Genomic DNA, 19,121 nt, shown 5'->3' with positions numbered 1-19,121 from the left:
CAATTACACGGAAAAAACATCAAGCAGTGAGTCTGCGGTCAATCACCAGCGGGACTTTGCCGCTGTGTTTGTTATGTTCGAAACTCGCCGCCGGACAGGATTGCACGTCCAGTACAAGCATTTGGGACTCTACCAGCGTGGACAGCAGTTCAAGGCCCATGACCTGGCGCCGAACTGTTGGTGCGTCGCCATCGGCGCGAATCAGTAGGCGTTCGCAGCCGCTGCTGTGGTAATCAAGCACGATTTGAATGGCTGCTTGTGCCTGTTCGGCCAACTCGTGGGTATTGATTAGGTACGTCACGATGCGTATCAGGGCGCCATGGCGCTGGCGCAACTCGAACCGGGGTGACTCCAGACCACAGGGGCAGGGAGCGGTGAGCCAGCGCCCGCAATCACCGACTTCATAGCGGTGAAGGGGCTGCGCTTGGCGTCGGCGAGAAGTAAACAGCAGCCGTCCGGTTTCCCCCGGCGCGACCGGAGCGTCCTGGTCCAACTGGACGATCTCCAAGTGTTGAATGTCCTCCATGAGATGGAAAACACCCTCGCCGCCGACAGTGCAGGCATGGCCAAGGGGGCCCGCGTCGACGCTGCCATAGATGGCTGAGCGAATACTCGTGACGCCGCAGTCCTCAAGCAACTGACGGCAGCCTGGGCCCAGGTGCTCGCCGCCCAGCATGACTTTGCGCACGCCGCCGTAGCCTTGAAGGGTTTCTCGCTGGCTGGAAAACAGGCGCTGCAAGGTACTTGGCATGCCCACCAGGGTATTGATCTTGTGAGCGACGATCATTCGTGCGATCTCTTCAAAGTCCGCATCTGACGTCGCGCCCATGGGGTAATGCACGGCGCTCATGTGCTCGAGTATTTTCGAGAAACTGAAGAAGCCGCCGTAGAGGTTGCCGCCATAAAACAGATTCATCACCCGATCCTTCGCCGGATCCAGACCGGCCGCGCGTAGTCCGTCGGCGGCGGCCCGCATGTGGCGATCAAAATCGCGGTGGCTGTAGGGCGACAGTACCGGTGCGCCGCTGCTACCACCTGAGCGGAAGAACAACTGGGCCTGGGGTGCAGCAGGCAGCGCCAGGAATGCCGCTTTGTCCATGATCGGCGTCGAGGGTGAAATGGGGGGCGTTGTCGGCGGGGCGTCCAGTGTCACACGATGACTGGCGACCTCAGGTTCAAGACCGACCGATACCCGACGACTCAATCGTTGCAGCGCGTAGACACCGTCGTGAGGCTCGCCCTCGTAGCCTTGCTGGATGTCTGCGGTTGCCGAGATGCGGGTCACGCCGGCGGCTAATACGCGACGTGCAAGTTCAGGCGCCCGTTGCGGTTCACAGATCAGCGCGCAGCTCTGCAACACGTTTCGCCAAGGCAGTAGGGTTTCGGTGATCAGCCCATGGGGCACCGGTCGTAATATAAGCGTGCGAAACAGTGGCGATGGCAACAGGTCGCGGTGATGCTCCCAAATAATGCGCCAGCCGTGGCCTTCCCAAATCTGGCCGGTTTGTTCTGCAAAGCTGTGGTCAAGTCGGGCAAGTGCCGTGCGGGTGGTGATCTCGCACGCTTCGGCTGCACTGGATTGCAGCGCCGGCCATTGTCCGGTGCGTCGTTCAAATGCACCAGCCAGGGCGTTACCCAGTGCCTGCATCTGAGCCGGCTCGTCGCTGTCCACCAACAGCCACTGGGGGCTGGAACAGGCTTGCTGATCGAGGCGGCAGACCTCATCCACCAGGCTGTCCAACGCCTGCTCGTTGGCGGCTTGCGGCGTGACATAGGCGAAGCTGATGCGATGTCCCCAATCGATCCAGCGGCAGCCGCTTGGAAGCTGGTCACGCATGGCCTTGAGTGCGGTCTCGCCACCCCAGGCGCTGACGCCCTGGGCCAGCGCGAAGAGACGCCGGCACTCGTGGTGGGGCACTGGCAGCACCGCAACGTAATCGCGCAACTGGCCGCTTGGATCACAATCGAGGAACGCCGCCAACACCCGCGCCGTCAGGTCTGCATCGCGCGTGCTGGGTCGCAGCCAGTTGACGTTGCCCGCCAGCAGGCTTTCCAGTGCCGCGAAGAACCCCAGCAGCAGTGAATTGCCGGGGGTGACATGCACCACCAACCCCAGGGGTTGCCAGCTTTCGAAAGGGCCATCGCTATAGTCGATTCGGCGTAGCGAGCGCGCGTCCGCCCCCAGCTCCCGTTCGAGTTTGCGGCTCAAATGCTTGCGTTCGCAGAAGGCGATCAATGCCTGGCGCTGGCCGTCGTCCAGGAACGGAGTTTGCTCTGGGGCCCGCAGCATTTGTGCGAACGCCTGCGCACAATCAAGCACGCTATCGCTGGGGGGCGGTACGTCCAGAAGACCAGGCAGTTGCGTCTGCAGGCGTTCAAGGACTGCATCGAGTGGCAGATCAGCGTGCAGTTGGCCGTTGATAAGATACATATCAATTCTCCTTGATCAATTCGGAAGCGGCCATGGCGCAGCTTCGGCTGGCACTGGTGCCGGCCCGACCGTGCAGTTCGAACCATTGGGTGTTCAGGCCGCACTCACAATTGGCTGGATGCAGGGTCGCCAGGTCGCTCATCACCACGGCATGGGCGGGACTGGAAGAGATGTAAGGCGAGACGAATGACAACAATCCCGCCTTGCCGAAGGGCTGGACGCTGAAGTTCGAGGGTTTACGTATGAAAGCTTTCGAATAGACCGGCACATGAAACCTGTGGTGCGCACATTCGATGTACGGCACTGCGTGCTCGACGGCACCGTAACCGTCGCGGCAGCGGTGCGCCTCAATGCCCAGTTGCCGGGTGATGTGTTCATAGACCTCGTGGCGGGGGATCTCTTGGGCGGCCTGTTTTTTCCAACCGCCTCCCAGAAATACCAGGGAGTCGGGAGCTAGCTTGAGGTTTGGCGTTGCGGTCTCGCGCATGCGCTCAAGCGCATGACACAGCAGCGCCGGGAAGCCGAAGATCCTCACAGGCAGACCCTCTTCGGCGAACTCCTGAAGGGCCCGGATCGCGCCAAAGACATCGAACTCATGACCTTTTCCGGTGCGCCGCAGCGCATGAAAAATCCGATTGGCCGGTGCGAAGCTGCGCAAGAACTGATCCGTATGAGCGGTGCCGACGCGATTGACCGGTTCCGGCTCGTGGCTGAACAGCAGGTAGTTGCAGGGCGAATCCGGCGTGAACCAGCCGTAGTGTTCAAAGATGCGCGCCACCATGCCCTGGGCCGCAGCCATGCTGCGCTCGTCGTAGCGCATGCGGCTTTTCTGGCCACTGGTGCCGGAGGACGTCAGCTCCAGCGCGTTCTCGCCGGTGGGGCTGAGCAACAAGCGCTGTTTGAAGTAATTGGCGTAGATGGGCGGCAAGCGCGACCAGTCAGTCAAATGCTCCAGGTCCTCGACCACCAGGCCGTTGGCGTTGAGCCAGTGTTCGTAGCCAGGGGTGTGGTGGCAATGGAACAGGCTGATTTGGGCCATGGCCCGATCAAATAGACCAGCAGGTACCGAATCGGGATCGTAAGGCTGCGCCAATGCACACAGCGCATCGGCGTGGGGAAAATGAATCATGGGTAACGTTCCTCAGAGAGGGGATTTTCAGACGTGAGCGGTCGGTTGCGACAGGAACAGACGCAGCGCCACCAGGCAGCTGAGCCCGGCAATGCCGACCATCAAGGCAAAGGCGTTCAGGCTCGTTCCGGCGCCCAGTAGCGCGAGCAGCGAGCCGGCTGTGCTCATCACTGCGATGGAAATCATCCCGACCATGGCCGAGACCAGCCCTTTGCTGTCGTCGCTGGCGAACAGCGCTAATCGATACAAGGTCGCGTTGCCCATGCCGAGCCCCAAGGCGTAGAGCGCCAGGCCGCTGACCAGCGCGGGTACGCCAAGGTTGAACGGGCTGGCGATCACCAGTGCAATGAGGCCGGTAGACAAGGGCCACAGGCTGTAGCGCAATACCCTGTGCACGCCCACTCGCTCCACCAGGCGATTGAGCAGGAGATTGCCAAGGATCACGCCCGAGAACACCGGGATTTGCCACAGGCCGTACACCAAGGGCGACAGGCCCTGGTCCTGGATAAGCAGCAGTGGGGACAGACCGATCCAGGCAATCAGGGGCAGGCTCATCAACCCCAGCGCCACGCACGCGGCCATGAAGCCGCGATGGCCCAGCAGCGCGCCATAGCGCCTGATGAGTGTGCGCAGCTCGAACGGCTCCAGGGCCGGTTGCCGGGGGCAGCAATGCGCCAGACCGGGGGTTGGGGGCATGAATGTCCATAAGGCCAGCCAGCTCACTGCACCCAGGCCCGCCAGCAGCAGGAACAGCTCGCGCCAGGACAGCCATTGCAGCAGCAAGCCACCCAGCAGCGGCCCCAGCAAGGGCGAGAGGAGGGCGAGATTGGCCAGCAACGCCATGACCTTCACGGCGTCCGACTCGTTGAATACTTCCTGTATGGCCGGGTAGCTGACCGCGATCACGAAACCCAACCCCATACCTTGGATCAAACGAAGCCCGTTGAATCCCTGCATGTGGGTGACCAGGGTGATCGCCGCGCAAGCCAGGACAAAACCGACACAACCGGCGAGCATGAATGCACGACGCCCATAGCGATCCGATAACGGACCGATCAGCCACGGCAGCAGAACACCGCCCAAGAGATACAGATTGAAGGCGTGGGGGATTTGATCCGCGGGTGCATCCAGTTCCTGGGTCACCGCGAGCATGGCCGGCATAACCAGGTCGCTGGCCAGGTAAGTCAATAGTTCGAAAAGAGCGATAGCCAGGCAAAAACCTGTCAATCGTATTGGCGAAAGAGTTGCCAGCAAGTTTTGCATGATTTCCAACGTTGATTTTCAGTAAGGAGGTAAGCGCCTCTTATTCGAGAATACGTTGGTTAAATTCAGGGCCGAAAGAAGTCTTCCCCTGTGTTTGTGGCAGAAATGTGAGTTAAATCTGTAAGAAAAAAGTCCGATAGGCGCAGACTTTTGTGGAGATGCAGGTAATTAATCTGATGGGCGTCGGTTGCATGAGTACGCCCCTTCGGTTGTACCATGAGACCCCGTCTGCTGCCCGCCATCTCCAAAACTCTGCATTGGGGCTGGCAAGCACTGGGATACAGAGCGGATACATTCAGGAAATTGGCAATGACTCAATCGCAACGTTTGAAATACTCGATTCTGGTGGTCCTCGTGGTTTTGGCGATCATGCTGGGACTGACCTGGATGCAGAACAACGGCATGATCAGCGAGCAGCTGTTTCAATACATCGCGATTGCCGTCGCGGTCATCGTGGTCGTGATCAACGGCGTGATGCGACGCAAGGTCAAGTCCTGAGCGCAGGCGTCACTCCCCGCCCTGGAGCACGTGCATGGCCTTGCGGTGCAGGCTGTAGGTCTTATCGGGGTTAAGGGTGACGACACCCTCGCTGCACAGGCGCTTCAACACCTCGCGCACGCTGAGAAAGGACAATGGAATGTCCAACCCCAGCAGTTGACTGTGCACGCCCCGCACACCCAGGCTGCGGTTTTCATCGGCGGCCTTGAGCAATGCATCGATGACCTTGAGGCGAATCAGGCTGGTCCTGAGGCCGAAGCTCTTGAGCAAAAGTCTGATGTGCTCATTGCACCCTCGTTCTGCCGGCCTGTCGAACAGGTTGTGGGTGGCTGTCGCCGGAACGCCGGTCGACCTGGGCTTGCCCTCCATGGGCTGACGCGCGTCATGCATGCAAAAACTCCTTACCAGCCTGATCAGAAAAGGTCACGGATACTCTCCTGTAATAGGACGAACGAACGCGGCCAATCATGAAGGCGAAAAGCTGAAAAATTTGTTCGGATGCGATCAAACGCCCGTAGTCAGGCGGTGCAAGGCCATTAATTTTTTTTCATCCGATTCGTTTTCAAGGGAGGCACATTCCGCTCAGGCACGCGGTATGTGAATTCCCAGGCAGCCGTCCTGGTTTTAGAAAGTATTGGATCAGGAGTGAACGTGAGAATGTCCGGGCAGTTATCGAGCTTTCGCCTCGCAGGTGTGTTTTTCGCAGTGAGCCTGGGGTTCAGCTGCGTCGCCAGCGCTCAAGGTGATAAAGAACAGGCCAGTGCCGAGATCCGCCGCACCAGTTTTGGCGTGCCGCATATCCGGGCTCAGGATGAGCGCGGGTTGGGCTACGGCATCGGGTATGCGTACGCTGAAGATAATTTATGCCTGCTGGTCAATGAGATCGTAACGGTCAACGGTCAGCGCTCGCGTTACTTCGGCCCGGAGCAGGTCACGCTCGAACAGCGGGAGAACCGCGTCAGCGATATGTTTTTCAACTGGCTCAACACGCCGCAAGCCGTTTCCGGTTTCTGGCAGGCCCAGCCGCCGCAAGTCCAGCAACTGATCGAGGGCTATGTGGCGGGTTTCAACCGCGCGCTGGCCGAGCGCAAGGCCGAAGGCTTGCCTGAACAATGTGCAAGCGAATGGGTACGGCCAATTACGGCGTTGGACCTGGTCAAATTGACCCGACGTCTATTGGTGGAAGGTGGCGTCGGCCAGTTCGCCGAAGCCCTGGCGGGCGCTCAGCCGCCACGAGCGACGGCGGACGCCGGCCAGCCGAGGGCAGGTTTTGCAGGCGCAGCAACCCGGCAGCAGCGTTTCGCCCTGGAGCGCGGCAGCAACGCGGTCGCCATCGGCAGTGAGCGCTCCTTCAACGGGCGTGGGATGTTGCTGGCGAACCCGCACTTCCCATGGCTGGGGGGCATGCGTTTTTACCAGATGCACCTGACCATTCCCGGCAAACTGGACGTCATGGGCGCGGCCCTGCCAGGTTTGCCAGTGATCAACATCGGTTTCAGCCAGCACCTGGCCTGGACCCACACCGTCGATACCTCCAAACATTTCACTCTGTACCGTCTGCAACTCGACCCGAAAGACCCGACCCGCTACCTGCTCGATGGTCAATCCGTACCGATGAGCCAACAGACGGTGGCGGTGGACATCAAACAACCCGATGGCCAGGTGCAGACCGTTTCACGGGTGGTCTACGGCTCGAAGTTCGGCCCGATCGTGCAATGGCCCGGCCGGCTGGACTGGGATGACAAGTTCGCCTACAGCCTGCGCGATGCGAACCTGGAAAATGATCGGGTGCTGGCCCAGTGGTACGCCATGAACAAGGCCGTCACGCTCAAGGATTTGCAGAGTGCGGTCCATGAGATCCACGGTATTCCATGGGTCAACACCTTGGCGGTAGACGATCAGGGGCAAAGTCTCTACATGAACGTGTCGGTGGTGCCGAATGTTGATGCCGACAAGTTGGCCCGCTGCAGCGACCCGCGGGCAGGGCTGCAACTCATCGTACTGGACGGCTCGCGCGGCGAATGCGCCTGGGATACTGATTCGAACGCCGTGCAGAAGGGTATTTACGCCGCCGACAAGCTACCGCAGTTGTTGCGCCGCGATTATGTGCAAAATTCCAACGACTCGGCCTGGATGGTCAACCCCTCACAGCCTTTGTCCGGGTACTCGCCTGTGATCAGCCAACAAGACCTGCCGCTGGGCCAGCGGACGCGTTTCGCCCTGGACCGACTGGGTAAGCTGGCCAAGGACGGGCCGGTGAAGGTGAGTGATCTGCAGCGCATGGTCATGGACGATCAGGTCTACCTTGCTGATCAGGTGATGCCGGACCTGCTGGGCTTTTGTGCCGCTGACCTGGGGACCGATGCCTTGGCGTTGACCCAGGTTTGCAACGGCCTCAAGGCTTGGGATCGAACAGCCGGCCTGAACAGTGGGGTGGGGTTCATTCATTTCCAGCACATCATGGAACAGTTGCAGGCGGTGCCTGATTCGTGGCGCGTCCCGTTCGATCCGCAAGATCCGCGACACACCCCACGCGGCCTGGCGATCGAGCGTCCTGCGGTGCTGGCGGCGGTGCGTCAGGCCATGCTGGCCTCGATGGCGTCAGTGGAGGCGGCAGGGTTGCCGAAGGACAGCCGCTGGCAGGACGTCCAGGTTGCCAGCAGTGGCAGCCGGCAGACGCCCATCCACGGCGGCCCCGGGGAGCTGGGGATCTATAACGCGATTCAGAGCGTGCCGGGGGCCAACGGCAAGCGGGAAGTGGTCAGCGGCACCAGTTATCTGCAAGTGGTGAGTTTTGATGGCAAAGGACCCCGGGCTCAAGGTCTGTTGGCATTTTCCATTTCCAGCGACCCTGCATCGCCGTATTCGGCCGACCAGACCCAGGCATTTTCGAAGAAACAGTGGAGTGTGCTGCCCTTCACCGAGCAGCAGATCAAAGCCGATCCGCACTATCAGGCCGTGACTATCCGTGAGCGTGATGAGGCGGGCAGGGTGGCCGCGCACTAATCGCTGTTGTTTTACACAAAAGCCGCGACCGGAGCCGGTGGCGGCTTTTTCAGTTGGAGGGTCGTTGACCGATGGAGTTGAGGACCGGGTTGCCATCCTTGTTCTGCGTCAGGTAAACCGGCAGGACTTTGGGCAACGAAGGCACCAGGTTCTTCACTTCGTTGAGGTTGTAGATACCACCGATACGCAGGGCGCCAGTGCTGTTGTCGGCCAGCATGACGGGATGTTCGAGATAACGATTGATCAGCGGGAGTGCATCGCTGAGGGCAAGGTTGTCCAGCACCAGCTTGCCGTTGCGCCACGCCAGCGAGCTGTCGTTGACATCGACTTCACGGATTTGCGGTTGGTAGTCGCCGGCTTTGTAGCTGGCCTGCATGCCCGGCGACAGTTGCGAGCCGTTACTGGCAAGTGCCTGGTTGCTGGTCACCCATACTGAGCCCTCCACCAGCGTCACCCGGACCTGATCCTGATACATCCATACATTGAAGCGAGTGCCGGTTACGCGCACTTGGCCCTGGCCGGCCCGTACAACGAACGGGTGTTGTGTGTCATGGCTGACGTCGAAAAACGCCTCGCCCTTTTTCAGCGTCACCCGACGCTCATTCTTGTAATTGGCAAATACCAGTTCACTGCCCAGGTTCAGTTCTACCTGGCTGCCGTCACCCAGGGTGATATGACGCACGCTTGCATCAGCTTCGAATCGTTCGTAGGAGTTGGCAACCCAGCCCAGGTTCCAGCCCGTGTAGGCGGCCAGGGGCACGCCCAGCACAAGCACCGCGGCGGCGACAGCCATCCGGCTCCAACGGGACCGAGGTCGCGGTATTGGCGCGGGAGATGGTGGCGCTTCGACACGCGGAAGATGATCGGCCACGGCCCATATCTCCAGCATGGCTTGGTATTCGAAAGCGTGCAGGGGATCGGCATCGTGCCATTGTTTGAATGCCAGCCGTTCGGCGTCGGTGCAGTCGACGGCGTGCAAACGCATGCACCAATGCGCGGCCGCATCGGTAATGGCGTCGTATTCGGCTTCCGAGAGTGTATGTTCGGTCATTGACTCTTCCTGGTTTGCCGCATTCTAACCTTCGGCATGACCTGTCGAGAACCGCCATCATGGCGTTTGCATATCAAAATGAGCCTGTTTTTTCCGGTCAAAGGCTCGGACACCGGTAGGTCGTGCTTGTAGCGTGGCATATATCTCGTGAAAAAAAGATCAATACCCGTCAGCGCGCACCGTCGCAGAGGCTGTCAAGACGTGGCAGCGGGACTCATGGGTGGGGAGTCCAATTGTCGACCCAGCTCACAGATCAGCAGTGTCATGGAATCGGCGTTTCGCAAGATAACGTCGATGCGTCCTGCCGGTGAATCTGGATCCAGAAAGATACTGCGTGCCTCGCTCATGGTCCTGGCGCCGGTCATTTTCAGGATTTCCCGGGCCATATCCCGATGTTCCGGGAAAAGCTCCAGGCTTTTGAGCCCGCCGGCAGCGCTGTCCCAGCCCATGAACAGTTTGTATCGCGGCGTGGTCAACGACAGCCCATTGCGTTGCTGGTCCTTTTGATAATTGTATTTTGCATGTCCGAACTGAGTGGCATTGGAAATCAAGTCCAGGAACGGGAGGGCCGCGTCCAGATAAACAATATCGAGCGTGTCGAAAAGCTGATGAGAAACTTCGTGGATAAGCACCGCGGCCTGGGCGTGGGCATCAACATTGAAGGAGTCCGGGACCGCGTCTTTGTACCAGTCCAATCCGACCTCGAAGAAATATTGGGTGAGATAGATTCTTCCTGCCGTTTCAGGTTCGAGCACGAAGGCGGTCGCCCTATCGTCCATGTATTTCAAGCGGCCGATGACAATACGCTTGGCGTTGCGCGTTTCCCAGGACGGGTCGGCCAATGCCCGGCACAGCGGCGAGACGGCAGTGTGTATTTTCTTGATCAGGCTGGCGTCGACTTTTTTCACCCCAAAGAAGGCCTTCAGGAAAGTATCCAGCCGAGAGCCCGGCGGGACCTGATGTTTGATCTGATCCAGATTATGCAGGGCGTTGAATGAGTAATACCTGGCCACTTCCAGGGCCTGTTCGATCATGTTTGCGTAAGCCGGGTATTTGCGACGTATTTGCGCCATGCCCCGCGCCTCAATGTTGAGCGACGTTGAAGCCTTGTAGTCGCTGTAGGAATTGGCCAGCGTTGACATCACTTTTCCGTAGCGAATGGTCTGCCGTTGTGGATCTACGGCCCATTGCTGGTTATCAGGCGACTGTTTCAGTATTGGTCCCTCTCCCTGTTCATGGACCACGCGCCAGACCTGGTTGGCTTTGGCTACCTGAAAAACGATGCCGGCAACAGGCGCATAAAGCTTGTCGGACCCTGGGGCCCTGTAGGTTCCGTCGATCACGTTCTTCTGCAGGTTGTGCAGGCTCACCTCCATGGCTTCGAAGGCTCGCAGGTTGGTGCGCGTCGGGGCGGTGGAGGCGATGTCCTGCCAACGCGGCGGGCTTGCCGCAGGGGCGCTCTGCGCGCCCGGTGCTATCGGGTCGAGCAGGCCGAAGGTGTCGTCGCGATTCAGGAAGCCGAGTGAGACCATCTCTGCCGCGCCGGTGATGAAGTCGTGCAAACCTGCTTTCCAGTCATGCTGCTGCAGTGATTCAGCAGAGGCCTTGAAGTCTTGATAACTTTCCCAAAGCGTTTCGATAAACGTCAGTTTGCCTGGCAACTGTCGCCCCACCAGCTTGACGCCCGCACTGAACAGATGCAGGGCCGTTCCCCAGGCAAACTGGCGCTTTTTATCCGCTTGTGCGCTCAGCATGTCCGCCAACAGGGCGGTGTTGTCGTTGAACAATACGTCGAGCAGGTTGGTCTTGATCGGATTGGAGGCCAGGGTGATTTCCGATAGTGCACCGGCCGTGGAGGCGAACAGGTTCTTGAAGGTGGCTTGCTGGCTGTCGGGAAGTCGACGAATCAGCAGGTCCTGCAATGCGCCCGGTGTGTTGAAGGCGGCAATGAGGCTGGCCTGGTCCTTGAACTCGGTGAAGTTATGGCCTGCGTGGTAGGGGGCATACAGCACATGGGGGGCTTTGTCATCGGTGCTTGATCCGATCAGGTAAAGCCCCAGTGCCTTGATCGCCGCAGTTCCCTGGGTTTTGATCAGCTCCAGTGGACGAATCAACGCACTGGCGCCGTCCACTGCCTGGCGAGCGATGGCATCCGGCATGTCCAGTACCTGGCGAATCAAGTCAAACCCTGTGGGAGAAAGGTGCTGTTGTAGATGCAGTGCGTGAGCATGTTGCAATAGCTGCCAAGGCAACTGCCGGCGAAATCGTTGCTTTCTTTTCTGGCCATCGGTCGAGGTGGCGGAGAGTTCGTCCAGTACGATTGTTTTATAGGTGGTGGGGATGTCCAACGACAACAGCATTTGCCTGATAGCCGTCTCGTTCAAGCTGTCGGGCAACGCGCGCCCGGAGGTCGAGGACACCTTGAAGCCTGTCTTTTGAGTGAAATCGGAATGATTGAGGGCGAACTCGGTCAAGCTGCTGGCGGGCCCCGCCAACGCATGGTTCGGGGTGATCAGCAGTGTAGCGGGATCCAGGTCTTTTACGGCGAAACGCGCGTCCAGGAGCGTTTTGAGCTTTTTACTCACATAGGTGTGCAGGGGCTCGATCCCGTCCAGATAATCCTTGTCATCGGCCACACTGCTTCGGTATTGCTCAAGCAAGTCAATCTGCAGGCGCTGTTCTTCAAGGGGAGCGGCGCCAAGCCAGGCGGGGAGTTTCTGTTGCAGCCGGATCGCCTGGGCGATACGACTGGCGCGTGTCAGATTGGTGGGAGCGGCTTTTTCGAGCAATGAGCCAAGGCTCTTTTGTCGTTCAGGCCCCGTCAACTGCCAGTCCCCGCTCTTGAGCGTGCTCAGATACCTGTATTGGGCCTCGAACAGCGCGATGAACGAATTCATCCGATTGAGCAGCACGTTGTCTTCGATCAGCTCAAACACATCAAGTTGATAGCGTCCATGGGGCTTGCGTTGCGCGGGCCAGAGGTTGGCGAGCAAACCAAAGCGCTTTCGTGAGTCGAGCAGGCGTCGATTCAATTGCTTCGTGGCAAGCTCGACTGACGCAAACACTTGCAAACCTTCGGCCGGCGTCCAGAGAATTGCCAGGCCCGAGTAAGGCGTATCCAGCCCGCCGCGTTCGGTCAGCAGGAAACAATTGGCCAGGGGCATGGAAACCGTTTCACCTGCTTCGGTGCATGCCAGCCTCAGCGAATAGACATCGGGCCGGAAGCCTTTGACCCCGATGCGTTGAGTGCGGTCCGGATAGTCGGCGTCAAAGGCAAAGACCGCGGCGATAAGGTCGCGCGCCGCCGGAGGCAGGGTGGCGTTCAGTTCTCTGAGTTCAGCTTCTGCACGTAGTCCCAGGGAGAAAACGTTGGTCAGTTTAGGCAGCAGCTCTTTCAATGCCTGACGCAGTGAGATCTCGCTGGACAATGGCAATCGGGTCAGTTCGGCATTCAAAGCTTCTTCGACACTGGCATAGCTCTTGATCTTCCTCTCCAGCTGATCAGCCATGAAATTGGACGGGCGCAGGTTCCCGTAAAAAACCGGTTGCGTGCCCCAGTGTCCATCGGCCTTTTGCGTCAGCAGGCTTTTACCGATCAGGCTGCGTATGTCCAGGGCCTTGTCGACGAGCGCGTGGACGTCCATGTCCCCTTGGCGGGACATCTCCATTGCGAAATGAAGGTTTTTCAACTGTTTGCCAATGATCCCTTCTGCCATCGACTCGAATACCGGCCAGGTCACCGTCTTGCCTGACACCTGGGGATCGTCAAGGCGCAGGAAGCGGTTGCGCTCCTCCAGGCTCAGCAGGCTGTAGAGTTCTTCCTTTCGCTCTGCGCCGGAGGGGGTATTGAGCAGCGCCTCCCTGAAACCCAGGTAGTTGTCTACTTTCTCAAGGCCGTGACTGGGGGTGTAGAGATAGTGTCCCTTGGCGCTGATCATCAAAGAACCCGCCAGCTCTACGTAGAGCGGCTCATATTCCCAAAGACGCACGGTTTCGGTAAACAGCAGCGGTTCGTCCGGGCGAGATGGCCTGTACAGCCGCAGCAGTTCCTGGGCGTGTGCCTCGGTGAGTTGACGTTTCTCCCGCTTGATCAGAATCGTGGCTTGTAGCGCATCGCTGAGAACTTGGCAAAGAAAACGCCGGCGCGAGGTATTGAACGGGCCGGTGGCGTCCCAATAAGCGTCGATACAGTGGGCAAGCCTGGGGATCAGGTTGCTGGCGGTCACCTTCAACGCGCTCTCCCATTGGCGCTTGTTTTGCGGTGATACGGTGATGCCTGGATGGATGAAGTCAACGTCATGTCCGGCGGGCCGACCCTGGCTGTGGAAGTAGACCAGGACCGCCTCGCTCAGCGTCATGCTTCTGGTCAACTGGCTTGCCTTCTGACTCCCCGCGCTACTCCACGTGCTCATTGTTACGCGGGCCTGGCGATGATCAAAGTTGGACAGCACCTCATTCAAGATCGCGTCAAGCATCGCACTGAGGGAGGGTAACTTGATCAGTTCATCCACCATTGTTCGGCCGTTGAGGCTTTGAGCGAACTCGATGGACTCGACCTGGGTGTTGAAGACGTCACCGTCGATACGTTGCCGGGTCGTCCTGATCGCGGAGGTGCTGTTGAGTTCGGCGCGCTGGGAAATCGATAAAAGGCGAAAAAGATCGTCACGCTCGGCTGGACTGTCCAGCATCTCTTCCATCTTCTCTTCGAGAGCTTCGGGGCTGTCGAATTTTCTGATTCCGCCGTAGGGCGTGTAGAGGAACGCAGGCTGGGTCTGCGCTGCGCCTGTTGTCAGCGCTTTGAGCATAAAGCAGCCGGCCAGCGGGATCGGCGCGTTTTCGTCGACCTGCAAGAGAATCGCTTCGGCAGACATGGGGGGCGTCTGTGCGGCGCGCAGCGTGTGGCTGGACAGGGACACGTGGTGCAGCCAGTCGAGGTCTGCCTGGGTCAATCCGTGGGGAGCGTTCAAGTCCTCCAGGTTACTGGCGGCCAATACCTCGGGAAATAATAGCGGCGTGGTTGCAGTGGTCATCGTTGCTTCTCGCTCAAGGCGCCGGGAGGCGGCACGTTTGGTGGATGAGCGGCCAGACTAGGCAACGATCAATGAGCAAAGGTGGTACATAGTTACCGCACGCAAGCGCGGTGATAGGCGTAATCCGGCACGAGCATGCTTTGCTCCGTCGGTGAAGCGGTGTTTAATCAGCCGGCTGGTTCCCCTTACGCTGTTGCTACCTCCAACAATCACTCTGGAGCTTCAGATGTCTGCGCTATCCGATCATGCCGGTTCAAGCACCCTGTCTTTTTCCGCTTTGGTGAGCTTGCTGGAGAAAGTATTCCTGCGACATGGCACCTCGGCCGAGGTCGCCCGGGCCCTGGCCGAAAACTGTGCCGGAGCCGAACGTGATGGCGCCCACAGTCATGGGGTATTCCGCATTCCCGGTTATGTCTCGACGCTGAAAAGTGGTTGGGTCGATGGTCAGGCAGTACCTACGGTTGAAGATGTGGCATCAGGGTTTGTGCGGGTGGACGCCGGTAACGGTTTCGCCCAGCCGGCCCTGGCCGCCGCACGTCCCTTGTTGGTAGCCAAGGCCCGTAGCGCCGGGATTGCAGTGTTGGCGATTCGCAACTCCCATCATTTCGCTGCCCTGTGGCCGGATGTCGAGCCGTTTGCCTATGAAGGTCTGGTGGCATTGAGCGTGGTCAACAGCATGACCTGCGTGGTGCCTCACGGTGCTGACCGGCCACTCTTCGGTACCAACCCCATTGCCTTCGCCGCGCCACGGGCCGATGGTGAGCCGATTGTCTTCGACCTGGCCACCAGCGCCATCGCCCATGGTGATGTGCAGATTGCCGCGCGCAAAGGCGAGTTGCTACCGCCGGGAATGGGGGTGGACAGCCTCGGTCAGCCGACTTGCGATCCGAAGGCGATTCTCGAAGGCGGGGCGCTCCTGCCTTTTGGCGGACACAAGGGCTCGGCGTTATCGATGATGGTCGAGCTGCTGGCGGCCGCCCTGACCGGTGGCAACTTTTCCTTCGAGTTCGATTGGCACAACCATCCTGGGGCCAAGACACCCTGGACCGGTCAGTTGTTGATCGTGATCGACCCGAGCAAGGCCGCCGGGCAGAACTTCGCCGAACGCAGCCAGGAACTGGTCAGGCAGATGCATGGTGTTGGGTTGCGGAGGTTGCCGGGGGATCGTCGGCATCGCGAGCGCAGTAAATCCAATGAGCGGGGGATCGCACTGGACGAGCAGACATTGGTGCAGTTGCGGGAGTTGGCGGGAGTGTAAAGCCAGCTTCGAATGAGAGGCGAGGAATCATGGATTGTGGCGAGGGGATTTATCCCCGTCGGGTCGCGCAGCGGCCCTCAAACCTGCGCACGCCTTGCGCAGCTAAGTCGCATTGGGCTGCGATGCAGCCCTGCGGGGATAAATCCCCTCGCCACAGTTTCTGTGATCATTCACCGTTTTGCCAAGAGCACTTAACGCCGTCCGAGCAATAACCCCACCACCAGGCCGAAGCCTGCGGAAATGGCCACGGTCTGCCATGGATGTCCGCCGATATAGACTTCGGTGGCATCGACCATCGGCCGGGTGCGCTCCCGTGCGCTGGCGACCGAATCCAGTGCCTGTTGCAGTTTTTGGGAAATCTGGTCTCGCAGGTTTTCAGCGTCTTCACCGACCAGCGAAGCACTGCTTTTGAGCAGCTTTTCCGACTCCTCAATCAAAACCTTCAGTTCACTGAAGGCTTGATCCTTGATCTGTTCTCCATTCCCTTGCACGGTGCTTTTGCGAGCCATTGAGTTACTCCTTGCTGATGATGGCAGTGAACAATGGAGTGCTGCGGCTGGACAAAAGTTGCAGCGTCTGGCGATAGCAGCCCAGTTCACCCGAAATCGTGGTTAAGACGTTCCTCTGCAAGGTGTAAGATGGCGCCTATTTACGCAACAGGTATTTCCCATGAGTTTCAATCTGGCTGACAAGCCCCTGGCCGAGCGCGCGGCACTGGAAGACGAAAAGTCCCGACTCTTTGAACTGTGGCAAAACAATCTGGGCAAGGCCAAGGGCGACGCGGCCCGGTTGTTCGGCGAGCGCTCCAAGCGCAAGGGCAAGTGGTCCGAATGGGTGCGTGCCGAACTGGACGGCATGTCGCCCCCCGAGTACGCCAACATGGTGCGCAGTGAAGTCAATCGTCTGATGGCTGCCAACAAATAAACCTCAGGCAAAGGTCGTGATGATGGCCTCGCGCACCTTGACCACGGCCGGGTCCATCTGCGTATGGGTTCGCCAGCCCAGTTCGATAGGGTAGCGGGGCAGGTTCAGGGGGCAGGGCAGCAGTGCCAGGCCACTGAGCGAGGCGATCGCCCGGGCGGCATGCAGCGGAATGGTTGCCACGGCCTGACTGCCCTTGAGCAAGAACGGCAGGGCGGCGAAGTGGGTGGTCGAGGCACCTACCCGCCGGCTCAGGCCAAGGCCGGCCAGCCCTTCGTCGGTGATGCCGATGAACCCACCCGAAGAGACGAGCAGATGCTCGCGGGCCACGAACGCCTCCAGGGTGAGCGTCTGCTGGTCTGGCGTCAGGCTGGCCGGGTCGACGAGACAGGCGTAGTCGCCTTCACCCAGTACCTGACGGCTGAGCAAGCGTTCGGTAAACCCGCCCGCCGTGATCGCCAGATCGAAACTGCGCTCCATCAGGGCCCGGCCGACGATCTGGCTATGGGTCTGGCGAAAAATCAATCGTAGCCCCGGTGCGCGTTGTGCCACTTCCTCGATCAAGCGCCGGCCATGGGCAATTTCGAAATCATCGGACAGCCCGACGATGACCGAGCGACCTTCGTAATGACTGGCGCCGGGGTCCACCATCGCGAGGCTCTGGCGACATTTATTCAGTGCGTCGCTGATCACCGGTTTGAGCTGATTGGCCCGTAAGGTCGGCGCCAGGCCGCGGCCAGTGCGCACAAACAATTGATCGTTATACAGGTTTCGAAGCCTGCGCAGTGCCGCGCTGATGGCCGACTGGGTCACGCCCAGGCGTAGCGCGGCGCGGCTGGCGCTGGATTCATCGTGCAAGGCTTCGAAGGTCTTGAGCAGATTGAGGTCAACATCCGCGATATTCATAACACTCATATCATTTAGCAGCGTATGGGGGTTTATTCATGATCGTCCGGCACCTGAAAATCAGCAACCCCAGATGATCGAGGAGTTGAAAACCATGCCCAAATCCATTGTGGCTGCCCTGCAGATCGGCTCGTTGCCCGGCGGCAAAGCTGACACCCTGGCGCAGATTCTTTCCTATGAAGATGCCGTACGTGAGGCCGGAGCGCGCCTGGTGGTGATGCCCGAAGCGCTGCTGGGTGGATATCCGAAGGGAGAAAGCTTCGGTACACAGTTGGGGTACCGGTTGCCCGAGGGGCGCGAGGCCTTTGCCCGTTATTTTGCCAACGCCATCGACGTGCCTGGCAGTGAAACCGAGGCATTGGCCGGGTTTTCTGCGCGCACGGGGGCAAGTCTGGTATTGGGTGTCATTGAGCGTGACGGCAGTACCTTGTACTGCACCGCCCTGTATTTCGAGCCCGATGCCGGCCTGGTGGCCAAGCATCGCAAGCTGATGCCCACTGGCACCGAGCGTCTGATTTGGGGTAAGGGCGACGGCTCGACGCTACCGGTGATCGACAGTCAGGTCGGTCGTGTAGGCGCTGCGGTGTGTTGGGAGAACATGATGCCGCTGTTGCGCACCGCGATGTACGCCAAAGGGGTGCAGGTCTGGTGTGCGCCGACGGTGGATGAGCGGGAGATGTGGCAGGTGACCATGCGTCATATCGCCCACGAAGGTCGTTGCTTCGTGGTCAGCGCCTGTCAGGTTCAGGCCTCGCCTCAGGCGCTGGGCATTGAGGTAGCGAACTGGCCTGCCGAGCGTCCCTTGATTGCCGGTGGCAGTGTGATTGTCGGCCCCATGGGGGACGTGTTGGCCGGTCCGCTCAAAGGCACGAGCGGGTTGTTGACCGCCCAAATCGATACCGATGAACTGGTACCGGCGCGCTACGACTATGACGTGGTCGGCCATTACGCCCGGCCCGATGTGTTCGAACTGGTGGTGGACGAGCGGGCCAAACCCGGTGTGCGTTTCACTCGTTGATTTACCAAGTGGCCGCAGTACCCGGCAAATCCAGGGTGCCGCGGTCAACGAAGCGCAGGGTGCCGAACAGTCCACCGGCCAGTTTGCCTTTGAGTACGTAAGGCAGGTTGTCCAGGCTTTGGGTCTGGCTCAGGCCCAGCGTCTGGCGCAGCACGGAGAAAGCCGAGATGCTCACCGGCACGCTCAGTACCGCCTCGGAGAACCGTGGGATGGATCCGGTCTGATCACTGACCCCCGATGCCAGCGTTCGGCCGTTAACCTCGAGGTCGAGCGCGACACCGTTGTAATCGATGGTGGTTTCGTTAGGGTTCTGCAATCGCAGTTTCACCGCAAAGCGCATCTCCAGCTCCTGGCTGGGCAACGGTTCGATGCCCACCACGGTGATGTTCAGCGGATCGCGGTGCGGGAAGAGGGCGCAGGCGCTCAGGCTGAGCAGCATCAAGAGAAGGGATAAGCCTAGGGTTCTGCGCATGGGTAAATTCTCAAAGAGTGGAGAAAAACTTGGGAAACTGCTGAGCACGATAACCCACAACATGCTCACAACCACCGCAACCCCCTGTTTGGACCGGGGGGCATGGTTAACACCTGTGGCGAGGGAGCTTGCTCCCGC

Annotated in this window: 14 protein-coding genes; 5 read left to right on the top strand and 9 right to left on the bottom strand. The window is 59.6% G+C overall.

The genetic code is table 11. The annotated features are described in order from the left end of the window. Nucleotides 1-19 precede the first annotated feature (19 nt). Genes HU811_RS07085 through HU811_RS07075 form a run of 3 tightly spaced genes read right to left on the bottom strand, consistent with a single transcriptional unit; the run spans nucleotide 20 to nucleotide 4,823 of the window. Nucleotides 20-2,431, bottom strand: a complete 2,412-nt coding sequence (locus HU811_RS07085; RefSeq protein ID WP_186654910.1) for an acyl-CoA reductase — start codon at nucleotides 2,429-2,431, stop codon at nucleotides 20-22. Between the two features lies 1 nt (nucleotide 2,432). After that, entirely contained in the window at nucleotides 2,433-3,560 is a 1,128-nt protein-coding gene (locus HU811_RS07080; protein WP_186654907.1) for a LuxE/PaaK family acyltransferase, read from the bottom strand. A 27-nt stretch (nucleotides 3,561-3,587) separates the two neighbouring features. Then, entirely contained in the window at nucleotides 3,588-4,823 is a 1,236-nt protein-coding gene (locus HU811_RS07075; protein ID WP_186654905.1) for an MFS transporter, read from the bottom strand. Between the two features lie 309 nt (nucleotides 4,824-5,132). Here HU811_RS07075 and HU811_RS07070 point away from each other — a divergent pair, with 309 nt between their 5' ends. Further along, nucleotides 5,133-5,321, top strand: coding sequence for a hypothetical protein (locus tag HU811_RS07070; RefSeq protein WP_186654902.1), 189 nt, complete (start codon nucleotides 5,133-5,135; stop codon nucleotides 5,319-5,321). Nucleotides 5,322-5,330: 9 nt separating this feature from the next. Here the strand turns inward: HU811_RS07070 and HU811_RS07065 are convergent, their stop codons facing one another. Then, complete coding sequence (locus HU811_RS07065) at nucleotides 5,331-5,711, bottom strand: fe2+ zn2+ uptake regulation protein (RefSeq protein ID WP_092397900.1); 381 nt, start codon at nucleotides 5,709-5,711, stop codon at nucleotides 5,331-5,333. A 267-nt stretch (nucleotides 5,712-5,978) separates the two neighbouring features. Here HU811_RS07065 and pvdQ point away from each other — a divergent pair, with 267 nt between their 5' ends. Further along, the gene (pvdQ, locus tag HU811_RS07060) at nucleotides 5,979-8,327 is read left to right on the top strand and encodes a bifunctional acylase PvdQ (RefSeq protein ID WP_186654899.1); all 2,349 of its coding nucleotides are present in this window, start codon (nucleotides 5,979-5,981) and stop codon (nucleotides 8,325-8,327) included. Nucleotides 8,328-8,376: 49 nt separating this feature from the next. Here pvdQ and HU811_RS07055 read toward each other — a convergent pair whose 3' ends face one another. Continuing rightward, a complete protein-coding gene (locus HU811_RS07055; RefSeq protein ID WP_092397904.1) occupies nucleotides 8,377-9,378 on the bottom strand; it encodes a FecR family protein in 1,002 nt (333 codons plus the stop codon). Nucleotides 9,379-9,572: 194 nt separating this feature from the next. Continuing rightward, nucleotides 9,573-14,408, bottom strand: coding sequence for a dermonecrotic toxin domain-containing protein (locus tag HU811_RS07050; protein WP_186654896.1), 4,836 nt, complete (start codon nucleotides 14,406-14,408; stop codon nucleotides 9,573-9,575). A gap of 226 nt (nucleotides 14,409-14,634) precedes the next feature. Between HU811_RS07050 and HU811_RS07045 the strand changes: the two genes are divergently transcribed. Further along, nucleotides 14,635-15,666, top strand: coding sequence for an Ldh family oxidoreductase (locus HU811_RS07045; protein WP_092397908.1), 1,032 nt, complete (start codon nucleotides 14,635-14,637; stop codon nucleotides 15,664-15,666). 191 nt (nucleotides 15,667-15,857) lie between these two features. Here the strand turns inward: HU811_RS07045 and HU811_RS07040 are convergent, their stop codons facing one another. Next, complete coding sequence (locus tag HU811_RS07040; protein ID WP_092397910.1) at nucleotides 15,858-16,175, bottom strand: ElaB/YgaM/YqjD family protein; 318 nt, start codon at nucleotides 16,173-16,175, stop codon at nucleotides 15,858-15,860. 160 nt (nucleotides 16,176-16,335) lie between these two features. Between HU811_RS07040 and HU811_RS07035 the strand changes: the two genes are divergently transcribed. Then, nucleotides 16,336-16,590 (top strand): hypothetical protein, encoded by a 255-nt coding sequence (locus tag HU811_RS07035; protein WP_076384979.1) that lies wholly within the window; start codon nucleotides 16,336-16,338, stop codon nucleotides 16,588-16,590. 3 nt (nucleotides 16,591-16,593) lie between these two features. On the opposite strand, the gene HU811_RS07030 is transcribed toward HU811_RS07035, so the two are convergent. Next, nucleotides 16,594-17,493: a LysR family transcriptional regulator gene (locus tag HU811_RS07030; protein ID WP_186654893.1), complete on the bottom strand. Its 900-nt coding sequence runs from the start codon at nucleotides 17,491-17,493 to the stop codon at nucleotides 16,594-16,596. 94 nt (nucleotides 17,494-17,587) lie between these two features. Here HU811_RS07030 and HU811_RS07025 point away from each other — a divergent pair, with 94 nt between their 5' ends. After that, entirely contained in the window at nucleotides 17,588-18,511 is a 924-nt protein-coding gene (locus HU811_RS07025) for a carbon-nitrogen hydrolase family protein (RefSeq protein WP_186654890.1), read from the top strand. A 1-nt stretch (nucleotide 18,512) separates the two neighbouring features. On the opposite strand, the gene HU811_RS07020 is transcribed toward HU811_RS07025, so the two are convergent. Further along, on the bottom strand, nucleotides 18,513-18,983 hold the full coding sequence (locus tag HU811_RS07020) for an LEA/WHy family protein (protein ID WP_092397914.1): 471 nt from the start codon (nucleotides 18,981-18,983) through the stop codon (nucleotides 18,513-18,515). Between the last annotated feature and the right edge of the window lie 138 nt (nucleotides 18,984-19,121).

This window comes from Pseudomonas tehranensis, from assembly GCF_014268615.1.
In the GTDB taxonomy this organism is placed as follows: Bacteria; Pseudomonadota; Gammaproteobacteria; order Pseudomonadales; family Pseudomonadaceae; genus Aquipseudomonas; species Aquipseudomonas tehranensis.
The sequence above is the reverse complement of the archived record's forward strand: the minus strand, read 5'-3'. Positions and strand labels throughout refer to the sequence as shown.